General features: G+C 38.9%; 22 protein-coding genes, 1 pseudogene and 1 other annotated feature (1 of these 24 cut by a window edge). Of the genes and pseudogenes, 7 read left to right on the top strand and 16 right to left on the bottom strand.

Going from position 1 to position 20572, the window contains the following annotated elements; all coding sequences use genetic code 11:
* Positions 1-38: 38 nt before the first annotated feature.
* Positions 39-1307, bottom strand: a complete 1269-nt coding sequence (locus FQ087_RS14870; RefSeq protein ID WP_149581360.1) for an acetyl-CoA hydrolase/transferase family protein — start codon at positions 1305-1307, stop codon at positions 39-41.
* A 105-nt stretch (positions 1308-1412) separates the two neighbouring features.
* Here FQ087_RS14870 and FQ087_RS14875 point away from each other — a divergent pair, with 105 nt between their 5' ends.
* Entirely contained in the window at positions 1413-2123 is a 711-nt protein-coding gene (locus FQ087_RS14875) for a hypothetical protein (RefSeq protein ID WP_149581361.1), read from the top strand.
* Between the two features lie 10 nt (positions 2124-2133).
* Here FQ087_RS14875 and FQ087_RS14880 read toward each other — a convergent pair whose 3' ends face one another.
* Entirely contained in the window at positions 2134-2433 is a 300-nt protein-coding gene (locus tag FQ087_RS14880) for a hypothetical protein (RefSeq protein WP_255452360.1), read from the bottom strand.
* Positions 2434-2492: 59 nt separating this feature from the next.
* Here FQ087_RS14880 and FQ087_RS14885 point away from each other — a divergent pair, with 59 nt between their 5' ends.
* Positions 2493-2822: a CHY zinc finger protein gene (locus FQ087_RS14885; protein ID WP_149581362.1), complete on the top strand. Its 330-nt coding sequence runs from the start codon at positions 2493-2495 to the stop codon at positions 2820-2822.
* A gap of 59 nt (positions 2823-2881) precedes the next feature.
* Here the strand turns inward: FQ087_RS14885 and FQ087_RS14890 are convergent, their stop codons facing one another.
* The 3 genes from FQ087_RS14890 to FQ087_RS14900 form a co-directional block, all read right to left on the bottom strand.
* Positions 2882-3760, bottom strand: a complete 879-nt coding sequence (locus FQ087_RS14890; protein WP_149581363.1) for a DUF4349 domain-containing protein — start codon at positions 3758-3760, stop codon at positions 2882-2884.
* 119 nt (positions 3761-3879) lie between these two features.
* A complete protein-coding gene (locus tag FQ087_RS14895; RefSeq protein ID WP_149581364.1) occupies positions 3880-4959 on the bottom strand; it encodes an AI-2E family transporter in 1080 nt (359 codons plus the stop codon).
* 803 nt (positions 4960-5762) lie between these two features.
* The gene (locus tag FQ087_RS14900; RefSeq protein ID WP_149581365.1) at positions 5763-6608 is read right to left on the bottom strand and encodes a VOC family protein; all 846 of its coding nucleotides are present in this window, start codon (positions 6606-6608) and stop codon (positions 5763-5765) included.
* 112 nt (positions 6609-6720) lie between these two features.
* Between FQ087_RS14900 and FQ087_RS14905 the strand changes: the two genes are divergently transcribed.
* From FQ087_RS14905 to pabB, 3 genes are all read left to right on the top strand, one after another.
* The gene (locus tag FQ087_RS14905; RefSeq protein ID WP_149581366.1) at positions 6721-7059 is read left to right on the top strand and encodes a winged helix-turn-helix transcriptional regulator; all 339 of its coding nucleotides are present in this window, start codon (positions 6721-6723) and stop codon (positions 7057-7059) included.
* A gap of 92 nt (positions 7060-7151) precedes the next feature.
* On the top strand, positions 7152-7745 hold the full coding sequence (locus tag FQ087_RS14910) for an anthranilate synthase component II (protein ID WP_149581367.1): 594 nt from the start codon (positions 7152-7154) through the stop codon (positions 7743-7745).
* A gap of 27 nt (positions 7746-7772) precedes the next feature.
* Positions 7773-9326 (top strand): aminodeoxychorismate synthase component I, encoded by a 1554-nt coding sequence (gene pabB, locus FQ087_RS14915; RefSeq protein WP_149581368.1) that lies wholly within the window; start codon positions 7773-7775, stop codon positions 9324-9326.
* Between the two features lie 400 nt (positions 9327-9726).
* On the opposite strand, the gene FQ087_RS14920 is transcribed toward pabB, so the two are convergent.
* Genes FQ087_RS14920 through FQ087_RS22495 form a run of 4 tightly spaced genes read right to left on the bottom strand, consistent with a single transcriptional unit; the run spans position 9727 to position 11490 of the window.
* On the bottom strand, positions 9727-10245 hold the full coding sequence (locus tag FQ087_RS14920; RefSeq protein ID WP_149581369.1) for a P-loop NTPase family protein: 519 nt from the start codon (positions 10243-10245) through the stop codon (positions 9727-9729).
* Positions 10238-10825, bottom strand: coding sequence for a nucleotidyltransferase domain-containing protein (locus tag FQ087_RS14925; RefSeq protein WP_255452361.1), 588 nt, complete (start codon positions 10823-10825; stop codon positions 10238-10240). The genes FQ087_RS14920 and FQ087_RS14925 overlap by 8 nt, the downstream gene beginning before the upstream one ends.
* 24 nt (positions 10826-10849) lie before the next feature.
* Positions 10850-11326: a GNAT family N-acetyltransferase gene (locus FQ087_RS14930; RefSeq protein ID WP_149581370.1), complete on the bottom strand. Its 477-nt coding sequence runs from the start codon at positions 11324-11326 to the stop codon at positions 10850-10852.
* A complete protein-coding gene (locus tag FQ087_RS22495) occupies positions 11323-11490 on the bottom strand; it encodes an NUDIX hydrolase (protein ID WP_188006771.1) in 168 nt (55 codons plus the stop codon). The genes FQ087_RS14930 and FQ087_RS22495 overlap by 4 nt, the downstream gene beginning before the upstream one ends.
* A gap of 342 nt (positions 11491-11832) precedes the next feature.
* On the opposite strand from FQ087_RS22495, the gene FQ087_RS14935 reads away from it, so the two are divergent.
* A complete protein-coding gene (locus FQ087_RS14935; protein ID WP_149581371.1) occupies positions 11833-13215 on the top strand; it encodes an MFS transporter in 1383 nt (460 codons plus the stop codon).
* 170 nt (positions 13216-13385) lie between these two features.
* Here FQ087_RS14935 and FQ087_RS14940 read toward each other — a convergent pair whose 3' ends face one another.
* From FQ087_RS14940 to FQ087_RS14970, 7 genes and pseudogenes are all read right to left on the bottom strand, one after another.
* Positions 13386-13718, bottom strand: coding sequence for an antibiotic biosynthesis monooxygenase (locus FQ087_RS14940; RefSeq protein ID WP_149581372.1), 333 nt, complete (start codon positions 13716-13718; stop codon positions 13386-13388).
* A complete protein-coding gene (locus FQ087_RS14945) occupies positions 13715-14128 on the bottom strand; it encodes an ankyrin repeat domain-containing protein (protein ID WP_149581373.1) in 414 nt (137 codons plus the stop codon). The genes FQ087_RS14940 and FQ087_RS14945 overlap by 4 nt, the downstream gene beginning before the upstream one ends.
* On the bottom strand, positions 14125-14910 hold the full coding sequence (locus tag FQ087_RS14950; protein ID WP_149581374.1) for an ABC transporter ATP-binding protein: 786 nt from the start codon (positions 14908-14910) through the stop codon (positions 14125-14127). The genes FQ087_RS14945 and FQ087_RS14950 overlap by 4 nt, the downstream gene beginning before the upstream one ends.
* Positions 14897-15931 carry a FecCD family ABC transporter permease gene (locus tag FQ087_RS14955; RefSeq protein WP_149581375.1) on the bottom strand — a complete coding sequence of 345 codons (1035 nt, stop codon included), beginning with the start codon at positions 15929-15931 and terminating at the stop codon, positions 14897-14899. The genes FQ087_RS14950 and FQ087_RS14955 overlap by 14 nt, the downstream gene beginning before the upstream one ends.
* Position 15932: 1 nt before the next feature.
* Positions 15933-16916 carry an ABC transporter substrate-binding protein gene (locus FQ087_RS14960; RefSeq protein ID WP_149581376.1) on the bottom strand — a complete coding sequence of 328 codons (984 nt, stop codon included), beginning with the start codon at positions 16914-16916 and terminating at the stop codon, positions 15933-15935.
* An 862-nt stretch (positions 16917-17778) separates the two neighbouring features.
* The gene (locus tag FQ087_RS14965; protein ID WP_188006772.1) at positions 17779-19041 is read right to left on the bottom strand and encodes an MFS transporter; all 1263 of its coding nucleotides are present in this window, start codon (positions 19039-19041) and stop codon (positions 17779-17781) included.
* Positions 19042-19215: 174 nt separating this feature from the next.
* A pseudogene (locus FQ087_RS14970) lies at positions 19216-19482 on the bottom strand (SDR family oxidoreductase); the annotation flags it as partial.
* Between the two features lie 229 nt (positions 19483-19711).
* On the opposite strand from FQ087_RS14970, the gene FQ087_RS14975 reads away from it, so the two are divergent.
* The gene (locus tag FQ087_RS14975) at positions 19712-20032 is read left to right on the top strand and encodes a winged helix-turn-helix transcriptional regulator (RefSeq protein WP_149581378.1); all 321 of its coding nucleotides are present in this window, start codon (positions 19712-19714) and stop codon (positions 20030-20032) included.
* 511 nt (positions 20033-20543) lie between these two features.
* Positions 20544-20572: a binding site (T-box leader), on the top strand; it runs 225 nt beyond the window's last position.

Below are 20572 nucleotides of genomic sequence, written 5' to 3' on the forward strand. Positions count from 1 at the left end.
AAACAGCACCCTTTCACAAGGGCGCTGTTACAAATTTATTAAAGTATGTCGTTTTTCTTTGCATCAAATAATAACTCTTCACGAAATGCTGGATGAGCAATATCAATTAGTGCCTTTGCACGTTCGGATAATGACTTGCCATATAGACGAGCGATTCCGTATTCCGTAACAATATGATCGACATCGTTTTTCGACGTCGTTACGACAGAACCTGTTGACAATTGCAGTTTAATACGTGAAATGGTGTCGTTTTTTGCTGTCGAATACATGCAAATGAACCCTTTACCACGTTTCGCAAAACGCGTTGCGCGTGCGAAGTCTGCTTGCCCACCAGTTGACGAATAATAACGACCACCAATTGTTTCGGACGCACATTGTCCGTAAAGGTCAACTTCCGTCGTAGCATTAATTGATACGATTCGTTCCTCCTTTGCAATCTCACGCGGATCATTTACCATACTCACCGGCAAAAATTCAACCGCAGGATTTTCGTGGATGAAATCATACAGCCGCTTCGATCCAAATGCGAATGTCGCTACAATTTTCCCTTTATGAGTAAACTTCCGAGTTCCATCGACTGCCCCTGCTTTTACAAGATCTACAATGCCATCTGTTAGCATTTCAGTATGGATTCCAAGATGACGGTGATCTTTCAACATACTCATAACTGCATTCGGGATAGCACCAATGCCAATTTGGAGTGAATCCCCATTTTCAATAACATTCGTTACAAATTCAGCAATTTTAAGATCTTTCTCCCCTATTAAAGGAGACTTTACTTCTGTTAAAGGCACATCGTTTTCAATATAGCCCACAATTTGACTAATGTGAATTTGGTTTTCACCGTATGTTCGCGGCATACTTTTATTCACTTCCAAGACAAACGGGACATGACCGATGAACTCAGAAATATAGTCTGCCTGTGTACCCAATGAAAAATAACCGTGTTCATCCATCGGTGACACAACTGTCATAATCATCGACATGTTCGTAATTTCTTTTAACATGCGCGGAACTTCATGAAAAACATTCGGAACTAATTCTATTTTTCCTTCTTGATAAGCCTTTCGTGTTGCACCACTTAAAAAGTAAGAGACATGTGAAAGATGGCCTTTCATGGTACCCCTTATATAATCTCGCTCTCGGAGAGCAAGCATCTGATGGATTTTAACATTATGTAATTTCCAATGATTCTCTTCCAATATATCTAGCAGACGGTGAGGTTCTCCATTAGCGATTGGGATAACTATATCCGCCTCTTTTTCTATCAAACCAATAAACTCTTCTGTGCTCAATCGTTTTTCCAAGTTGGTTTTCCACTCCTATAAAAGTCCGTCTATTCAATTAGTATACAACAGACTGAGCGCTCACTCAACTTGATGACTGACTAGTAAGAACGTTATAATCAATTTATGACAAACTTAACCATGGACCAGCTCAGACAACTAAATATGTACAGTATTTACGTTGAACAACCCAAGCAGAAATTATTCACTTTAGAAATGTTGCTCGATGGAGAACAGACAGAAGATGTTCTAAATGTTGTCCAAGCAGTGAGCGGAAGCCCTAACCGAACTGTAGCAGCATCGTATTTCATGCGCCGTTTCGGTATGTTTACCGCGATGCAATTCTATAATTTGGCGGCGTACGATGAAGTGTGGAACGGGAACAAAGAGCATCTTCATTTTGGAGCAAAAGAAGAATATGGCAAACTGGCAGTTAGTACGTTTGCCTTAGAGAAAGATTGGAAATATGTTGAAGATGATGAACGGTATGATGTCATTAGAAGAGTTCTATTGGAAGAATGCAACGCTGTTATCAGGAAAATTCGTACCGTCACATCCGTTTCTCCATTGACGTTATGGGAAAACATTTTCGGGTTTCTCCTTTGGCAATACCATGTACTCCTGTCTAATCCAGGCACCTCCGCAGAAGCACGGGCAGATCTTAATATGTTGAAAGACGATGCGCTTTGGGAAGGTATCGCACCTCGTTCTCTATTTGCCACCTATTTAAAAGGATGTGAACCGTCCGCACTTTTGAACACCGAAGTCCGAACAACATGCTGTTTTTCTAAAGATGTACCTGGCCTTATTCAATGTGGTTTTTGCCCGTTGAAATAGAAGATGGTACTCATTTTTTTCGATAGCCTTTGTACCAGACCTTCATTGAATAAATCGTCCCACTTGCCGCGCCTCCATAGAAAAATCCCATGAAAATACCGGCGGCCAGGTTACCTGGATGGCTGATGAAAATAGACAAAATAAGACCAATAACTGTTGAGGCGGTTGAAAACCATCTTTCAGGAAGTTTGAAAAAGTATTTCAACAATAGTACGCCGAGAAGAATAACAGGAATTGCCCAAAAAGCATCCCAAATATTTGTATGGATTAAAGGGAATTCATCCCACATAACATCAATCCTTTTTTCCAATAGCTTTCCCATTTTCCAAGTGATCCAATACATGATTAACATGAAAGAGAGGAATTACTATGCAAATAAAAGGCCATACAGTTCTTGGGAAAGTTCTTGACGAGGAAACGCGCTGTTCACATTATCATACCGAAATAGACCGGGTCGCCATGAAGTTTTACTGTTGCGATACATATTATCCGTGCTATAAGTGCCATGACGAAGACGGTTGCAACAATTCTTGCATTTGGCCTAAAGAAAAGTTTGATGAAAAAGCGGTTTTGTGTGGGACTTGTGGCCACGAACTGACTATTTCGGAGTATTTTACATCTGGATCGAAGTGTCCTACCTGTTCATCACTATTTAACCCCGGATGTAGTTTGCATCGGCATTTATATTTTGAGACATAAAAAGAAGCGCATTCCCTTGAGAATGCGCTTCTTTTTGTTTCGGTAACTATCATCAAGTATTATTTAGGTTTTCTTGTTCTTTTAACAATAAAATAAATTCCTATTCCAACGAGTAACAGAAAAATAAGTACTGGCAAGTTTCCGAAGAAAAGCACAATCAATCCCGAACCCGCCGCAAAGATAAAGTTCGTACTCGTAGCAAGCTGCTTTTTAGTTTTTTCCCATGTGTCTAAATTCTTACTGTCTACTCCTGGAACAATAACACGATTTTCATACATCGCTATTTCAATAGTAGAAAAAGACGTTTGATTTTCTAAATACTTCATCTTTCCTACGATTAATTCAATTTCCTCTTGGACTACGGATAAATCTGATGATATTTTCAATAAGTCCTCTGTTTTTTCCGCCTTGCCCATAAAATCGAGTAGCCTTTCCTCCACTGTTCGTTTTGATTTCATTCTAGACTCCAAATCGATATATTGTTCAGTTACATCCTCCCCGGTCACATTGCGATTCAAAACTTCAGCTGCTTCCCCTTCGGCATCCGTTAAAAACTTTTGAAAATGTTTCTCAGGAATTCGAACAGTGAGCTGAGCACTAATGCTTTCTTCGCTTTCACGATACACATTCGATACGACGATATAGCCTCCATATTCACTCACCTTTTTCTCTATTGTAAGCTGAGTATTTTCAAGGTTTTTCACATTGAGTTGCAATTCCGCTCTATGGATTATTTTTCTATTCGTTGGGACCACTTCAGATTGTTCATTGGCTAACTCTTCTGTTTCAACTTTATTCTCTTGCTCCGTCGTTGCCGTATCATGCGATGTTGATGAGCTCTCCATCTGACTATCCTTCTGCGCTTCATCTGAACTACAAGACGCCAGTAGTACAAGAAAACCTGATAATAGTAGAACTAAAACCATATTTCTCTTCATCGAATCCCCCCTCTCTAACCAATGAGACGGATTAATCTGACAAAGGTTACATTTCCCAATTAAACGGTATGAAAAAACGCTAGATTTCATCTAGCGCTTTTCAGTCTTCTATGTCATTTTTAAATAGTCTTCGTCGCAGCGCTTTTGATTTCCTTCCGCCTTGCGTAAATATTCTTAACGATGGCTTTACCAACTGCATACGCCGGAACGGCAACGATAATACCGAGAAAACCTCCAATATTTCCTGCTGCCAATATAACAGTAATGACTGTAAGTGGATGAATGTCCAGTGATTTCCCCATGACATTTGGTGTAATAAGATTACTTTCAACTTGCTGGGCGATCACCATTACGACTGCAGCAAAAATACCAATCTTTGGATCCTGTATTAAACCAATGATGATTGCAGGAACTGCTGAAATCCATGGGCCGATGAAAGGAATGAGGTTCATGAACAATCCAAAAATCGCTAATAATAGCGCATACTCCAGTCCAATAATCATATAACCTGCAAACAACAGAATTGCTAATAGAAAACTGATTAACAACTGCCCTTGGATATAAGAACGGAGTACCGTATCGATATCATGTAAGGTCTTTTTGATCCATTCCCGACGTTTTCCCGAAAAGAAATTGTATATGAACGGAGCAAACTTTTCGTGATCTTTCAGGATGAAAATGAAGAAAAATGGGACTAGTATTACCAGGAATACCGCTTGAAATAACGATTGTAAAAATTGAACAACCCATTTCCCAAAATTAATTGCTATGGTTTGTAGTGATTCAACCGCACCATCAATCGACTCTTCAAGTTTTGGGGGTAAATTATCTTTCTGTTGGAATAACGCGTATGTTATGTCATTTATTTCCGTGGCAATAGTAGGCGTATTTTCGACTAAGTTATTAACTTGTTTTGTTACCGGAGGAGCAATAATCGCTACGAATATCCAAACGACTGCTACGAGAATCGCCATAACTGCAAGAATACTTCCCCACCTTGGTACGTTACGTTTTTCCAGAAAACGTTGAATCGGTTCCGTAATATAGTATAGAACGCCACCAAGTAATAAGGGTATGAATATTGCCTTTGCAATAATAACTAAAGGCGAAAAAATCCCTTGAATCTCCATAAAGTATTTTATAATTAGCATAGCAAGTAGTATTCCAACACCTACTTGAAACCATAACTTCTTCGTCACATATCCCACTTCCTTTTCATTTCGGTACTATTTGTATTGTTATTTTAAGTATACGTTGTTATACGCTTAACGTCGAAGAAAGTTTAAACTTTTCTTTACTATCAGGTCTATAGATTAACTAAAAATAACCAGTAAATGACTTAATCGGCCCGCACTTGTATAGTTGCGCTTTGGAATGAATGACTTCTAGTATGATTACCGAGATGTCTGGATGTGCAAGGATGCGACTTTTCCGACCCCTTACACATTTCTTTCGGTAATCGTATGGTTGTCCTTTATCCGTCGCGCTCCAAATGCATAAGTACACAGAGTGCTGAGGATTTTTGGGCCGAAAAAATAGCTGGCTTCTTACCTGGAGAAATGCCGCCAAAGATGCAATTTTGGCAGCTGATGCTTTCTCTATGGTTCATACTTATTTATTTTAAAGAAGTGTCACTTTTTATTAGGAAACACAAGCTTAGATGCATACTCTTTACTAAAAGTAGGCAAGGAACGCATTGTGCAACTTGAAAGAGTGCCCGAAATTGCATCTTCGGGCACTTATACTCTCCATAGAAAGTCATCTATTCTTTTCTTCCGAAACAACCGTATTTTATGTACATATATGATTAATAAGCAGACGTGCTTTATCATGTGAAAAATATATGGACCGTTAAAAAGAGTCAAAGCTCTATTTAACCAGTACTGCTATTCATACTTCTATATTACAACTTGGATGCTATCTGTTTCGATTACCTCTAAAGCTCCCATAGAAAAAACTGCCCAAATTGGACAGCCCTTTTCACACCAAATGATGTAATAAATCACCCAACTCGAAGATTAATACGGATACCAGACGGATCTTCCGTCATAAATCCGCTACCGTACAATTCCACTTTTGCATCTAGTGCTTCCACTTTCGTTATCGCTTCTTTCAATTCATCCTCATTCGGATAAATAAGCGTGTATGATTGGAGTCCGACACTGCCCGCAGTAGGACGTGACACACCTTCTCCATTCCACGTATTTAATCCAATATGGTGATGATACTTCCCATTAGACATGAACAATGCTTGAGGATAATTCGTGACGACTTCAAAGCCTAGCGCATTGTAGAATATTTCCGTTTTAGGCAAGTTGGCTACATGTAAATGTACATGGCCCATAACTGTCCCGACAGGAAGACCATCCCATGTCTGCCCCGCACTTTCTGCAATAATACTTTCTCCGTCAAGTGGATCAGTACTCATTGCAACTTTTCCTTTGTCCCAACTCCAAACTTCAGGATCACGATCTATATAAATTTCAATGCCATTTCCATCAGGATCAGACAAATAGAGTGCCTCGCTCACAAGGTGATCCGAAGCCCCAATTCGTACATTATGTTGGATGAAATGTTTAATGATTGCCCCTAAATCAGCTCTCTTCGGCAACAATAATGCGAAATGATACAGTCCAGATTTATGCGCCTCTTTCGGCGTGACATTTTCTGGTTGTTCAATAATCAGCAACGGCGTCTTGCCATCCGCTGTCAGTACAACTTTATCTCCAGCTTCCTCAAGCACTTTAAATCCAATCACCTCTTTATAAAATTGGACAGCTCTAGTCAAGTCCAAAACGTTGAGATGTACTTCCCCTGTATACGTATGCGGTGCCGTATGAAAATTCATTTATATTCCTCCTCGATAATGACGGTAAGTAACTTACTTTATGTAACTAACTTTATATGTTATAATAACAGTTGTCAACACATTACGTTCCGGCGAAAGGAGCCTCAATGATATGAACGAATTTGAACTTTGTCCTCGTTTCGAGAAAGCTGTATCTATCCTAAGCCAACGCTGGACCACCCTTATTTTGTATCAATTAATGGCAGGACCACAACGCTTTTGCACAATGACCGACAAACTTGGTGTCAGCGGAAAAACACTATCAGAGCGATTAAAAGATCTTGAGCAGCAAGACTATGTCATCCGTAATGTTTATCCTGAAACCCCCGTACGGATTGAGTATTCGCTAACTGCAAAAGGAATGTCTCTCACACCAATTATGAAAGAAATCGAGATTTGGTCACAGAAATGGATTGAACGTGAAGTAGCTTCTCCAAATGAAAAAGCATGAAAATTCATCCATGAATTTTCATGCTTTTTTAGCTAAATTATTATGTATAATCTATAGATAGATGTTTTATTATACTGGAAGGAGAGGGAATTATGAGGACACTGCTAATCGACAATTATGATTCATATACATTCAATCTTTATCAACTTATTGCCTCTATAAATGAAGAACTACCCATAGTAGTAAGGAATGATCAATATTCATGGGACGAATTACAGTCCATTTCGTTTGATAATGTTATTATTTCTCCAGGACCAGGAACACCAACGAAGGAAAAAGATTTTGGTGTTTGTCGAGATGTTTTACGCCTATCAGAAGTTCCGATTCTAGGGGTCTGCTTAGGTCATCAAGGATTCGCCCATACTTATGGTGCCAAAGTTGTTAAAGCGCCAATACCGATGCATGGAAGAATAAGTAAAGTCTTTCATAACGATTCTGAGTTATTTAAGAAAGTACCTCAAGAATTCGAAGTAGTTCGCTATCATTCACTTATTGTCGAGGATGATTTACCTTCTTGTTTACAAAAAACTGCATGGACTGCAGATGGAATTATTATGGGCTTACAGCATACTGAAAAACCAATTTGGGGTGTACAGTTTCACCCTGAATCCATTTGCACTGAATTCGGACATCAAATACTTGAAAATTTTTCATTAATTAATAAAAAAACTACTGTTTATGGATAAATTATTATTTACAAGGAGATGTACTTGTTGACAAATATTCCAGCCATTTCGATAGTACCGCAAGGCATGTCTCGTGAAATGTCTACTGCTTTGCCCACTGTAAAGGTTTTGAGTAGAAAACTATTAACTTTTGTAGAACCTGAAGACGTTTTTCAGCATTTTTTTGCTGAAGAAGCATATGCTTTTTGGCTTGATAGTAGTCGTGTCGAATCTGACTTATCTCGTTTTTCTTTTATGGGAACAACTAATGGACCATTAAGTAAAGTGATTGAGTACGACTCAAAAACACAGCATATTCAAATCAATGACGCCCAAGGACAAACTAAGCTTACAAAAGATATTTTCAACTATATAGATTCTGAGATCCATAAAATGCAACAACATTCTAATGAATTACCGTTTGATTTTAATGGCGGATTCGTAGGTTATTTTGGCTATGAATTGAAAGCCGAATGCGGTGCCAATGAACACCATGTATCCTCAAATCCTGATGCCTTGTTTATTTTAGCCGACCGATTAATTGCCTTTGACCACAAAGAGCGCTGCATATATTTAGTTAGTATTGTCCCATATAATGACCCGGCATCTGCTTCTGAGTGGTTTGACGCCATGGAACAGCAACTACAAAACGTTCCACCTGCAGCACCGGTGGAAGCAAAAAATAATGATACCAGCACACCACTTAGCTTTGAATTAAGTCAACCCTACGCCCAGTATGTAAAAAAGATAGAAGAATGTAAAAAGTATATTGTTGAAGGAGAAACTTATGAGGTTTGCTTAACGAATAGAATCAATATTAATGAACATTTCGATCCATTAGCAACATATCGCATTCTAAGAGATATTAATCCAGCTCCATACTCTTCGTTTCTTAAGTTTGGAGAATTGAGTGTTCTATGTTCTTCTCCCGAACGTTTCCTGAAAATTGATCAAGATCGAATAGTAGAAGCTAAACCAATTAAAGGAACGATTTCTCGCGGAAAAAATGTAGAGGACGACCTTAGATTGGCTGAAATATTGCGTACTAGTGAAAAGGATAGAGCAGAAAATTTGATGATTGTTGATCTTCTTCGAAATGACTTAGGTTTGGTTTGTGATATTGGTAGTGTTCACGTACCGAAATTGATGGCAATTGAATCTTATCAAACAGTGCATCAGCTCGTTTCAACAATTAAAGGGACGTTAAGAGCAGAACTAACAGCCAGTGATTGTATACGGTCAGCATTTCCCGGAGGTTCGATGACTGGTGCGCCTAAAATACGTACCATGGATTACATTGACGAGTTGGAGACTAATGCTCGTGGCATTTACTCAGGAGCAATTGGATTTTTAGGCCTAAACGGAACTACAGATTTAAATATTGTCATCCGAACGATTATAATGACTCCCGAACAAGCTACTGTAGGTGTAGGTGGAGCAATCACAATTTTATCTGATCCTGAACTAGAGTTTGAAGAAACGCTGTTGAAGGGTCGTGCTTTAGTCAAAGCACTTACGATTTCTCAGTTTGGAAAATTTGATAAAGAATTATATACATTTAACGATCCCCTCATGGATAGTTTGTTTAATAAGCTATCATAAAGAACAAATTCGTATACAAATTGTTCACGTTTTCTAACCCAAATCAATTTCATAACGCTGAGCTCTTACAACACAAGGGTTTTTGAACGTCAAAAACGGAGTCCCAAAAATGTCGAAATAAATTAGGTGCGAAAAAGCCTTTAGACAAGAGTAGGGACTCCTTATGTCCATAATACGACAACTGTCTCTATTTGATATGCAATTCATCGTTTCGCTAGTACTAGCATTTTATTATTGAAATCTAACAGAATGAATTTGCACCCCTCATACTTAATGGACGGCTGCCACCACTTTTCTTAGAGCCATAATATAGCTCATTAGATCACCCCCCCTCAACAATCTACCCTGGTAATAAAATTGAAATTGTTCTCTCTATCAGTAAAAGAGAGAACAATTTGCTTTAATTCTTTATGTACGTCTCTAGAAACCCCTCAATTTGTTTACGGTTCTTCAAGAAATGAACGGTCTTCCCTTCCTGTGCATAACGCTGCATTCGCTCTATCATTGTCTTTTTCCGCGCCCCATATGTCGTCACGATGAATTTCAGGAACGCTTTATCCATCTTCTCTTTACATCCCTCACCAATATCTTGCCGTACTTTTCCATGGTATTGGACCCTCCGCTTCAACACGCGATACAAACAAACACGGAGAGGTAGCTCCAAATAGATAACGGTGTCCACATGTGGTTCTCGGATATTGATTGTCCCCGTATAATTGCCCTCAATAATCCATTGAGCATTTTGAACGACTTGTTGCTGGGCTTCTGAAAAATCTTCAAGCGACGCTTCTACCCAATCTGGTTTCCAGTACAACCGATCTAAATATGTCACTTCAATGCAAGTCAATTCCCCTAATCGGCGTGCAAATGTTGATTTCCCAGCACCTGCCGACACACCGATGACCATAATTTTATTCATTTTGTCCTCCCTTCCTCACTAGTTCAAGAATCCATAGATGTCCGGGAACGTGAGCCTGAAGCGCCTTATGTAACCACTCTTTATCTTCCACCTTCAGCAAATCCTTCACTGCATAAAAATCGGTATGATCTTTATCACGTGCATTTTTCGCTTTGTATAGCAAGACAACTGCCGGATGTAGATATGGGACTCTTTTATTGGATTCAAGAAAAAGTGAGCTTTCTGGATATGAAATCGACGATTCCCTTCTAAAAATCCACTTACCATCTCTCGTTTCGTTCAGCAATACTTCCAGCCGTTCTCCAGCCTGTTTATGAACACCGTGAATCTCATGAATCGGTAATTCCAACCATTCTTCTCCCCAGGAGATCAATTCACCCTTCACCACTTTTTCAAATGACCATTCGGAGAGTGCCTTTTTTAACATACGCTGGTTTTCTCTCAACACTGCGACTTCTATATCAGAATGAGGTCTTGTTTCTTTATCCAAAAATAAATCAATCGCCCAGCCCCCTGCAATCCCCCATCGTCCGTTGAATTCCGACATCCACTCGTCCACTTTGATACTTGTGCTGATCATCACACCACCCAATCTAGTTTTATATTAAAGAGAACCCTTTCTCATGGTCTGAAATTCAGCAGAAGTCGTCGAAAATTCAATTTCCTTCACAAATCCAAACTTCCTATATAGTTGAATAGCTCTTTGATTAAATGTCGCCACAGTTAAACGAATAGGCACATTCCCATAAGTTTTATAAAGCGCCTCTACTACGAATGAAAAGAAAGTAAAACCATTTCCCTTCCCTGTTAATGCAGGAGCCATACCAAGCCCAATATCAATGATATCTTCCCTATACGCTCCAACCTTTGTACCTGAAGGCACTTGAGCTGAAGAACCTGTACAATAAAAACCGATCAATTCCCCGGTATCATTCACAATGACGGAATAGCTATCCTCTAATAATTCCTTAATTGACTCATTCTCATGCTCATTATTATAGAAATCATAAGGCGGATCATATTGCCAACTTAGAATTTCCGATGCAAATTCTATATTCATACTTTCAAATTCTAATTTCATTCTCGAGCTCCTAGCCTCGACATATATAGATCCATATAACTTTGAAACGTCAATATTAATCCGTCTGGTTGGTCTTCAATTGATAAATACTGAACGTCAATCGATTCGGTTTCATCCATTTCAACATCTCCTTGTACATCCCTCGTTATGTAAACAGCTGTCACAGAATTCAGTTCACCCCCTTCCACCATTCGCTCTATGTTGTAGCAAATCTTCATTTCGGACATTCAAGATAATAGCGGCCGACTGCCTACAAGCTCTCTTAATTCTTTTACATAGTTCAACTTCACAACTCCATTATTTTTTCTACCAATTATAAATATTCGATATTTGTTCTGCTGAATCCTTTTAATTTTTGTTATGGTTATATTTTAATTCAAATAATTTAGAATAATATTTGAATTAAAAAATAATATTTTAACCTTCTCCACTCCGCTTCATTGTGCTAAAGTAATAAAAAACAAACGTATCAATGGAAGACGCTTTCTAATTTTAGGGGGAAAATCATGACCACGGGCTATCAGGGGACGAATAAGATGATTACAGGGATTGTATTCGGTGTCATAACGTTTTGGCTTTTCGCGCAATCCATGGTCAATGTTGTTCCGGCAGTGCAAGAAGACTTAGGGATTTCACTAGGCGTACTCAATATTGCAATCAGTTTGACCGCATTATTCTCGGGTATTTTCGTCGTGGCTGCGGGTGGATTTGCGGATAGAATTGGTCGAAAAAAAATGACGTATTTCGGTCTCGTATTAAGTATCATCGGCTCACTCTGCCTTGTATTTGCGAATGGTGCTGCACTCTTAATTATCGGGCGTATTATCCAAGGTTTATCTGCCGCTTGTATTATGCCAGCAACCATTGCATTAATGAGAACCTATTACGAGGGGACTGAAAGACAACGTGCACTAAGCTATTGGTCCATCGGTTCTTGGGGTGGTTCCGGCGTTTGTTCTTTTGCAGGTGGTGCTATTGCTACCTATATGGGCTGGAGATGGATCTTTGTCTTTTCAATTATTTTCGCTATCTTGGCTATGATTTTGATTAAGGATACCCCCGAAAGCAAAGTCGAGCAGCAAGGTGCTTCCCGTTTCGACTTTTCCGGCTTAGTTGTATTTGTCATAACAATGATTGCATTAAACGTTGTCATCACGCGCGGTGCAGATTTTGGTTGGACAAGTCCACTCACATTAAGTTTAATCGCTGCTACGCTAGTCGGCATGCTATTCTTCATCAAAATTGAAATAGGTAAATTACATGCAATGATTGATTTTAATTTATTTACTAACAAGCCATATACTGGTGCCACTATTTCCAATTTCCTATTGAATGCGGTAGCTGGTACGCTCGTTGTAGCGAATACATATGTGCAAGTTGGTAGAGGCTTCACAGCATTTCAATCGGGGATGCTATCAATTGGCTATTTAGTATCCGTCCTTATTATGATTCGTGTCGGTGAAAAAATATTGCAAAGAACTGGTGCTAGATTGCCGATGATGCTAGGTTCTATCATGGCTTCAATCGGCATCGGGTTAATGGCTTTGACATTTTTACCGGACACAACTTATATCATCGTTGTCTTTATCGGATTCATCCTGTTCGGTACTGGACTTGGGATTTATGCAACACCATCTACTGACACGGCCGTATCGAGTCCGCCGGAAGATAAAGTCGGTTCAGCATCAGGAATATACAAAATGGCAAGCTCTCTTGGCAGTTCCTTTGGGGTCGCCATATCCGCCACAGTGTACGGAACAATGACGATGTCTGGCAATATTGAAAATGCAGCCTCTGCTGGTATCCTTACAAACGTCATTTTTGCGGTACTAGCACTAATTGCGATTATGTTTTTGGTTCCAAAGACGAAGCAAGAGGTTCCCAAGTAAACAGTCAGTCAAAGCGACAAAGAATTTGCGAATACGATTAACAATAGTGATAGTATATGATTCGTATTTTTTCATTTTTAAATTAAAGCAGTCAAAAGCAGCCTTAAATCGCTATCCGATTTAAGGCTGCTTTATTAAGTTTCGAAAAAAACGTAAATGTCCTATTTCTTTCAAACTTCCTGCTTTGCTGGTTTGTGCTGAATTGTAACTTCAAAAGTAGTAAGCTGTGAACTTATGATTGGATTATCCTCTGATTTTTGTTCAGTTTTCTTATCATGCGTTTTTTGAGATTCTCTACTATTTAACCATGCATCAAAAAATCCTCTTTCTTCCCATGTAGTACAGATTTTCAATTCATCATATTCTGGACTGTTTTCTTTTCTCAAAACTTCCATTAAAACAAATCCCTCAAAGGTATGAACCGATTTCGGTGTCTGAAAACGTGCAAGTACCCCATCTCCGTTACCTTTTTTTATACGAATTGTATTTACCGCTTTCATCATAATTTAACTTCCTCCTTTAGTGTTATAGACTCCAGGTACTCGTACACAGGTCGTGCATGTTCTCCACCTATTTGCGCATGGCGGATTAATGGAATTCCGTGCGGACCTGGAGCAGCAATAACGTTGGGCTGAATAGCAACGATGGCTTTTACGACACTTAGTTCACCGAGCATCGCTGCAGCAAAAATATCCATTCGCGCTCCATGCTCGAGTAACCATTCTGCAATATCACGATTCCCAGTATGTGCAGCTGCCCCAAGTCCACTTTCCCAATCGTCACTCCCCCAGTTCATAACAGAATGGAGAAGCGCAGGCTCTTGAGTTATTAATTTCTTTACCTCTTCGAAATCTCCATGAGCAGCAATGATAAACTCCCTTACTAATTCTCCGCTTAGTGGTCCCTTTTTCATACATATCCTTCCTTTCTTAGCCTTATTGGTGTAAAAAACGGTTTTCCGTTGTCCTTATATATATCCGCATCTATTTCGAAAATAGATTGAAACATTTCTCTGCATAACACGCATTGCGGAATGCCATCGAACTGAATCTTTCCATGCTTTAAAACAACAAGTCGGTCACTATAGCGCGCGGCTTGGTTTATGTCATGAAGGACCATTACTACAGTCATGCCAAACTTTGTATTTAACTCCTCGACAAGTTCCATCACTTCTAATTGGTGTGAAATATCAAGAAAAGTTGTCGGTTCGTCCAACAGTAAAATCTTTGGTCGCTGGGCAATAGCCAATGCAATCCAAGCCCGCTGTCTTTCCCCACCGGAAAGTGATTGTAACGTTCGGTTTTTAAAAGGAATTAACCTCGTAACCTCCATTGCCCATTGAATGATATCGTCATCTTCTTTTGTCAACTTGCTATAAGCACCCCGGTGTGGATACCTTCCAAATTCAATGAGTTCACCTACCGTCAAATCGAGTTGATGATCTTGCATTTGAGGAAGCATAGCAAGTTTTTTTGCTACATCTAGGCTTTTCATGGATCCCATCAATTGTCCGTCAAGGATAACCTCCCCGCTTTTCGGTGTAATCAAACGAGAGATAAGTCGGAGCAACGTGGATTTTCCAGATCCATTTGGCCCAATTAAACTAACGATTTCTCCTTCCTTGATATGTAAATCCACTGCTCCTAACTGAAAGGAAGAGGAATGTTCGAATAACACGTCTTTAGTTAGAAGCAAATGAGTCCCTCCTTCTTTGGATCATATATAAGAAAAATGGTCCGCCTAAGAATGCCAACAAAATCCCAACTGGCAACTCGATTGGATTAAAAGCACTTCGAGCAACTGTATCAGCTAATACAACGAGCAACCCTCCACCAAGTGCGGATGCAGGCAGTAAATAGCGGTAATCTCCGCCAATCATAATCCTCAATATATGTGGCACGACAAGCCCAACAAAACCAATTAAACCGGCTACGCTTACTGCAATTCCGGCAAGAAGTGTACTAAGAACAATTAGGAAAAACAGACTTTTTTCAACATTGTGGCCAAGTAGTTTTGCAACTTCATCACCAAGCCTTAAAATACGAATATGCCTGATTGCAAACAAAGATAATACTAGCGCTCCAACCGCGTAATAAATGATCATTTCAAATTGAATCCATCCTACGCCTCCAATGCCGCCCGCAAGCCATGGAAGTACCGTTTGCACACGGTCACTATATAAGAGCATGAGTGCACTCATAAATGCACCAATCACGGCATTAATTGCTACACCAACTAAAATAATCCGCACAGGCGAAGTGCCGCCTTTCCAAGAGAAAGAATAAATAATGAGCGCAGTGATGAGAGCTCCTATAAAAGCCGCTAAGGGCAAAAACATTATATATGCGGGAAAAATAATCATAATAGTCGTTGCGGCGAGTCCCGCTCCAGATGACACTCCGATAATCCCAGGATCAGCTAGTGGGTTTTTCATAACGCCTTGTAAAATAGCACCCGATACTGCAAGGCACATTCCAACAATCATACCGATTAAAACCCGCGGGAAACGTAACTCCCATACAATTCGTCTAGATAATGAATCATCGGAGTGGAAGAGTCCACTCCAAACTTCACTGAGCGTAAATGAAACAGGCCCAATCATTAAGCTCACCGTACATGCAAGTACAAGAAGAATACTAAAAGAAACGACTACAATTGTTCTCTTTTTTGCAAGAGGATGGATGTTTTCAGACGCTTGAACTTTTACTGCTACCATTTTATTTAACCGCCGCTAGATTTTCCTTCATCACCTCAAGCGCTTCCACTACTTTCGTTCCTGGGTTCGAGCCAAATAAATTCGAGGGTAGAACAAATACGTTGCCACTTTTCACAGCATCCAAGTTTTTCCACGCCGCATTTTTTTCCATTTCTCCTTCAAACGCCGCTTTTACCGCTTCAGGATCACCATGAGTGATCAGCATAACGACTTCTGGATTTCTTTCAATAATCTTCTCAACACTTAAACTTGCATATTGCGGATAGTTCTCTTCTTGTGGAAAATCGGATGCGATATTTTCCCCACCTGCTTTTGCCAACAAATCTCCTGTAAGGGAATTTGGAAGAGCAGCCAAATAAGTACCTGGTGCACCATATACTAATAATGTTTTCACTGGATCACCATTGACTTTTTCGCCATTTTCCACTTTTTCTGTAATTGTTTTATTAATAGTTTCAGCTTCAGCTTCTTTTTGAAATAGTTGTCCAAACAAACGAATCGTTTCTTGAATATCAGCGATTGAATTTGCTTTTGTATAAATAACTTTCGTTCCCTGTCGCTCTACATTTTCAGCATGTTGCTTGAAACTCATTGCCGCAGCTAAAACAGTCGGATGAACTTCCGCTAATTTCTCAAAGTTCGGCTGATGTGGATTACCGATTTCCGTAATGCTTTCTATCTCTTTCGCAACAGGTCCACTTGCCGTTGGACGGCCTGTCACATTAGCACCTAGTGCTATTAAAATATCTAAGTCTCCTGAATTTAAAGCTGCAATAGATTCTGGAGCACTTTCAAACGTAATACTTTCACCTGATGCATCTGTTACTTCAATAGCCGATGATACCTCTTCTTTTTTCTCTGTATCTTTTGGTGTTTCTTCCTTTGCTGTTTCTTGCTTTGCCTCTGCTTTATCACTATCAGTACCGCATGCTGCCAAAATGAGTAACAGTAGTACAGATAGTAAAAGTAATGTTGCCTTCTTCATTTCTCACTCTCCTAATCAATAATGATAATCATTCTCAACTATTTTCATTGTACTGATAACAATTCTCACTGTCAACGAGTTATTTGAAAATAAAAATAACAAATTGAAATTCCCCTCTAAACCTTATCCATTCAGATGTTGATAGTATTGAGTTCCCCAGTTCTTAAAATATAACTTTAGAATTTTGAATTTCGTACTTCGAGCTAAAATAACTCGCTTACTACAGGTCGAACCTTTAATCACGTTACTCTTTCTATTTGCCCTCATTTATGCGAGTTAAGATATTAATTAAAATACATAAAAACTTTAGTTTTTATGACGACTACTTTTACAATTTAATACGTCTGTTAATTAACCATATATTTGCATAAAATACTGGTGAGAAGGGCTGGATAACCTCCATTTTCACTGGACTATTTTCGGACCACTTTCGGCGAAATATTCATTCCTCCCCAGAGGTGGCCTAAGAAAAAAACCATAGAGAAAGCATCAGCCCCCAAAATTGCATCTTTGGCGCCTTTTCTCCGGCTAAGAAGCCAGCTATTCTTTCTTCCCCAAGAGCTCCAGTACTCTGGGTTCTTATGCATGTGAAGCCCGACGAATGAAGGACAACCATACGATTGCGGCCGGGGGGGATTAAGTTATTTTCTAGTAATTTTAGTTAATCAACAGACGTGATAATTTTAATATCAAATACATGAACGAAAGTTCGTCTAAATAAACTACTTTCAAGCAGACCACTGACAAAGATTTTGCAGATCTTATAAATAACAGCGATAGAATGTAAAAAAGAGCAAACTCGAAATGGGTGATACTAACCATTTCGAGTTTGCTCTTTTATTCTATAGAGACACCATTTCTATTAATTCCATAATCCTGCTTTTTCTAGCTTCTTTTTACCTCTAAAAGCTATGACGATTGCTACTACATTCATGACTAACATAGCTGCAATGGCATATAACACGAAACTATAGCTACCTGTTAGTTCAAAAACATAGCCATAACCTGGTAAAGCAACAATACCAGCGACTGCTAGTCCAATAACTGCAGAAGCGTATATTTGACTGTATTCTTTATTACCAAATATTGATGATGTTAAAAGTGGTCCTAACGTTCCAAGTGATGCTACTACAAAACCATAAATTCCGATTGCCAAATTAAACATCATTGCGTTTTCAGGAATAAATATTAGAATTCCAACTGGAACTAATCCTAAAAGCATGGCGAAAATCGCTGTATTTTTAGCACCAATCTTATCACTTAGTATACCAAAAGTTAAAGCTCCTATTAACACACCAATCTGCCAGCCTCCCATTGCATTTCCGGCAAACTTGATATCATAGCCCAATCCCACTGCGAAGGGTGCAACATGTTGTCCAAAACTACCAATAGATGTGATAAAGAAGAAGAAAATCAATAACGCATAAAACGCACTAGATTTTTTTGCTACTGCAGCAGTAACACCACTACTTGTAACTGTTTGGGTTGAAGTCTTTACCTTTGTATTCACTTCATTCATCCCGTATGGCTGCAAACCTTTTTGTTTTGGAGACATTCTAATTGTTAGTATTACGACAGGAATAACAATCGCCATTACGGCTACACCTAAAATGATATACGTATTTCTCCAGCCTTCACTGGAAATTAAGTTACCCGCCATTGGTTGAAGAATCGCTCCGAATGCGCCACCTGCGGCCACCATAATTCCCATTGCCAAGCCACTATGCTTTTTAAACCAATTATTGATGAGCACTGGACCCGCCATTTGCGTAACGAAAATAGAACCAATTGCCATAGGAATCGAGAACAAATACCAACCCCACACTGAATTCATTAGTCCAAACATCGCAAATGAACCTGCTTGTAAAATGATACTTACCACTAATAAAGTTCTAATATTATACTTCGCCATCATTTTGCCAGCTATTGGCAAAAATAGCATTGTAACAACGGATGAAATACTAAAGTATAAGGATAAACTGCCCATCCCAATACCAAGATCCTCCGTAACAGGTGCTAAAAATAATCCACCTGCAGTCGAAATACCGCCTTTTGCTAAACCTACCATAATAACTAATCCTAAAAGTATCCACCAAGCGTAGTGGATTTTTTTCTTCTTGCTCATGATGTGTCCCTCTTCTCTGTTGTAGTTGTTATTACTATCTATACTGGTCCTCGAAATTACTTTCGATTATAGCCACCACTTAGAATGATTACTTAATCAAACGCTCTGGGTAACTGGCTACTGTTGTACAAATGCCTTTTCCTTCAAGGGCACTCATACTAACTTTTTTTGAAACTAACGTAATTTTATTGAATCACCATCTACCATGATTGTTTGTCCAGTAATATAATCAGAATCTCCACTCGCCAAGAATACCGCAACTCGACCAATATCATCCTCAAGCTCACCTAGTCTTCTTAGTGATATTTTTGAAAGCATACCTTGATAATATTCTGGGTTTTCTTCTGCCCACTGAAGCATGCCAGGTGATTTAGCAATTGGCGCAATTATGTTTACATTTATACCAAATGCTCCAAATTCATTTGCTGCAACACGTGTATATACACATATTACCTCCTCCTAAAAACAGATTCAGTTAAAGTAACTTTTAATATATAGGTTACTTTATGTAACCACAATAACTCATTTATAAACATGTGTCAATACTATGACACAAAGTTTTTTATATGGACACTAAAGCTTTTTTTAGTAGGAATTATATGTTAAAATGAATCAACCTAAATAATTACCAGGTTATTAATTGTACTATAATGATTAGGAGGTACTCGTGATGACTAAACAAACCAACAAAGACGAAATATGCCATAAAGTAGAGGAATGCTACCATATCATAGGGAAAAAGTGGATGGGTTTAATCATCTATGCTTTGATGAAAGAACCAAAAAGATTTAGCGAAATCCACACTTTTATACCCGACTTAAGCAAGCGTATGCTTAATGAAAGAATGAAAGAACTTGAAGATGGCGGGATTGTTATACGAAACGTTATTACAGACCGCCCCGTCAGAACGGAGTACTCTTTAACCAAAAAGGGCAATGATTTAGGAACGGCTCTTCAATCCGTCGAAGACTGGGCTGAAAAATGGCTGTGACTTGTAGATTTATCCCCACTCTTTAATAAATTATGCCGGAAGCTTTCGTTAAAACATTCCGGATTCAGATTACTGAAATGTAAAAATATAAAACAAGAAGAAGGATTTACTCCTTCTTCTTGTTTGCCTTACTTCCAATGATTTTTTAAAAAACGGAAAAAAAACCTAACTCCACACCCTCTTCTGTCACAGCATTTTCAGCAAGTGAAAAATGCAGTTGCTTGAAAGAAAAGAATAGATGACTCTCTATAGAATTTGAAAGTGCCCGAAGAATCATAAACATCCCTACATCAGGTACCTGATGTAGGGATGTTTGTGATTTGGTGAATCGCCTCAATACGAAAGTGAGCATTCATTTATTGTATGAGTTTGCTTCCTAGTTAACTGGGTCCAGAGTTATCTAGCCCCTTATTATCAGTCCCAAATATCGATATTTCTCCACACTTAATTAACAGACAAGATTGAATGATCTATTTACAATTCGCACTAAGAGTGCTATTATTTTTAAAAATCAAATGCGTTGAAGAGAAGAGTAGCTAA

This window comes from Sporosarcina sp. ANT_H38 (genome assembly GCF_008369195.1).
GTDB lineage: Bacteria > Bacillota > Bacilli > Bacillales_A > Planococcaceae > Sporosarcina.

Bases quoted from the DNA above. Each gene is read 5' to 3' on its own strand.
- FQ087_RS14920 (WP_149581369.1), bottom strand. From the start codon at position 10,245: ATGAATAAAATTATGGTCATCGGTGTGTCGGCAGGTGCTGGGAAATCA.
- FQ087_RS14905 (WP_149581366.1), top strand. From the start codon at position 6,721: ATGAACGAATTTGAACTTTGTCCTCGTTTCGAGAAAGCTGTATCTATC.
- FQ087_RS14930 (WP_149581370.1), bottom strand. From the start codon at position 11,326: ATGAAATTAGAATTTGAAAGTATGAATATAGAATTTGCATCGGAAATT.
- FQ087_RS14875 (WP_149581361.1), top strand. From the start codon at position 1,413: ATGACAAACTTAACCATGGACCAGCTCAGACAACTAAATATGTACAGT.
- FQ087_RS14900 (WP_149581365.1), bottom strand. From the start codon at position 6,608: ATGAATTTTCATACGGCACCGCATACGTATACAGGGGAAGTACATCTC.
- FQ087_RS14955 (WP_149581375.1), bottom strand. From the start codon at position 15,931: ATGGTAGCAGTAAAAGTTCAAGCGTCTGAAAACATCCATCCTCTTGCA.
- FQ087_RS14975 (WP_149581378.1), top strand. From the start codon at position 19,712: ATGACTAAACAAACCAACAAAGACGAAATATGCCATAAAGTAGAGGAA.
- FQ087_RS14910 (WP_149581367.1), top strand. From the start codon at position 7,152: ATGAGGACACTGCTAATCGACAATTATGATTCATATACATTCAATCTT.
- FQ087_RS14940 (WP_149581372.1), bottom strand. From the start codon at position 13,718: ATGATGAAAGCGGTAAATACAATTCGTATAAAAAAAGGTAACGGAGAT.
- FQ087_RS14965 (WP_188006772.1), bottom strand. From the start codon at position 19,041: ATGAGCAAGAAGAAAAAAATCCACTACGCTTGGTGGATACTTTTAGGA.
- FQ087_RS14935 (WP_149581371.1), top strand. From the start codon at position 11,833: ATGACCACGGGCTATCAGGGGACGAATAAGATGATTACAGGGATTGTA.
- FQ087_RS14960 (WP_149581376.1), bottom strand. From the start codon at position 16,916: ATGAAGAAGGCAACATTACTTTTACTATCTGTACTACTGTTACTCATT.
- FQ087_RS14890 (WP_149581363.1), bottom strand. From the start codon at position 3,760: ATGAAGAGAAATATGGTTTTAGTTCTACTATTATCAGGTTTTCTTGTA.
- FQ087_RS14885 (WP_149581362.1), top strand. From the start codon at position 2,493: ATGCAAATAAAAGGCCATACAGTTCTTGGGAAAGTTCTTGACGAGGAA.
- FQ087_RS14925 (WP_255452361.1), bottom strand. From the start codon at position 10,825: ATGATCAGCACAAGTATCAAAGTGGACGAGTGGATGTCGGAATTCAAC.
- FQ087_RS14945 (WP_149581373.1), bottom strand. From the start codon at position 14,128: ATGAAAAAGGGACCACTAAGCGGAGAATTAGTAAGGGAGTTTATCATT.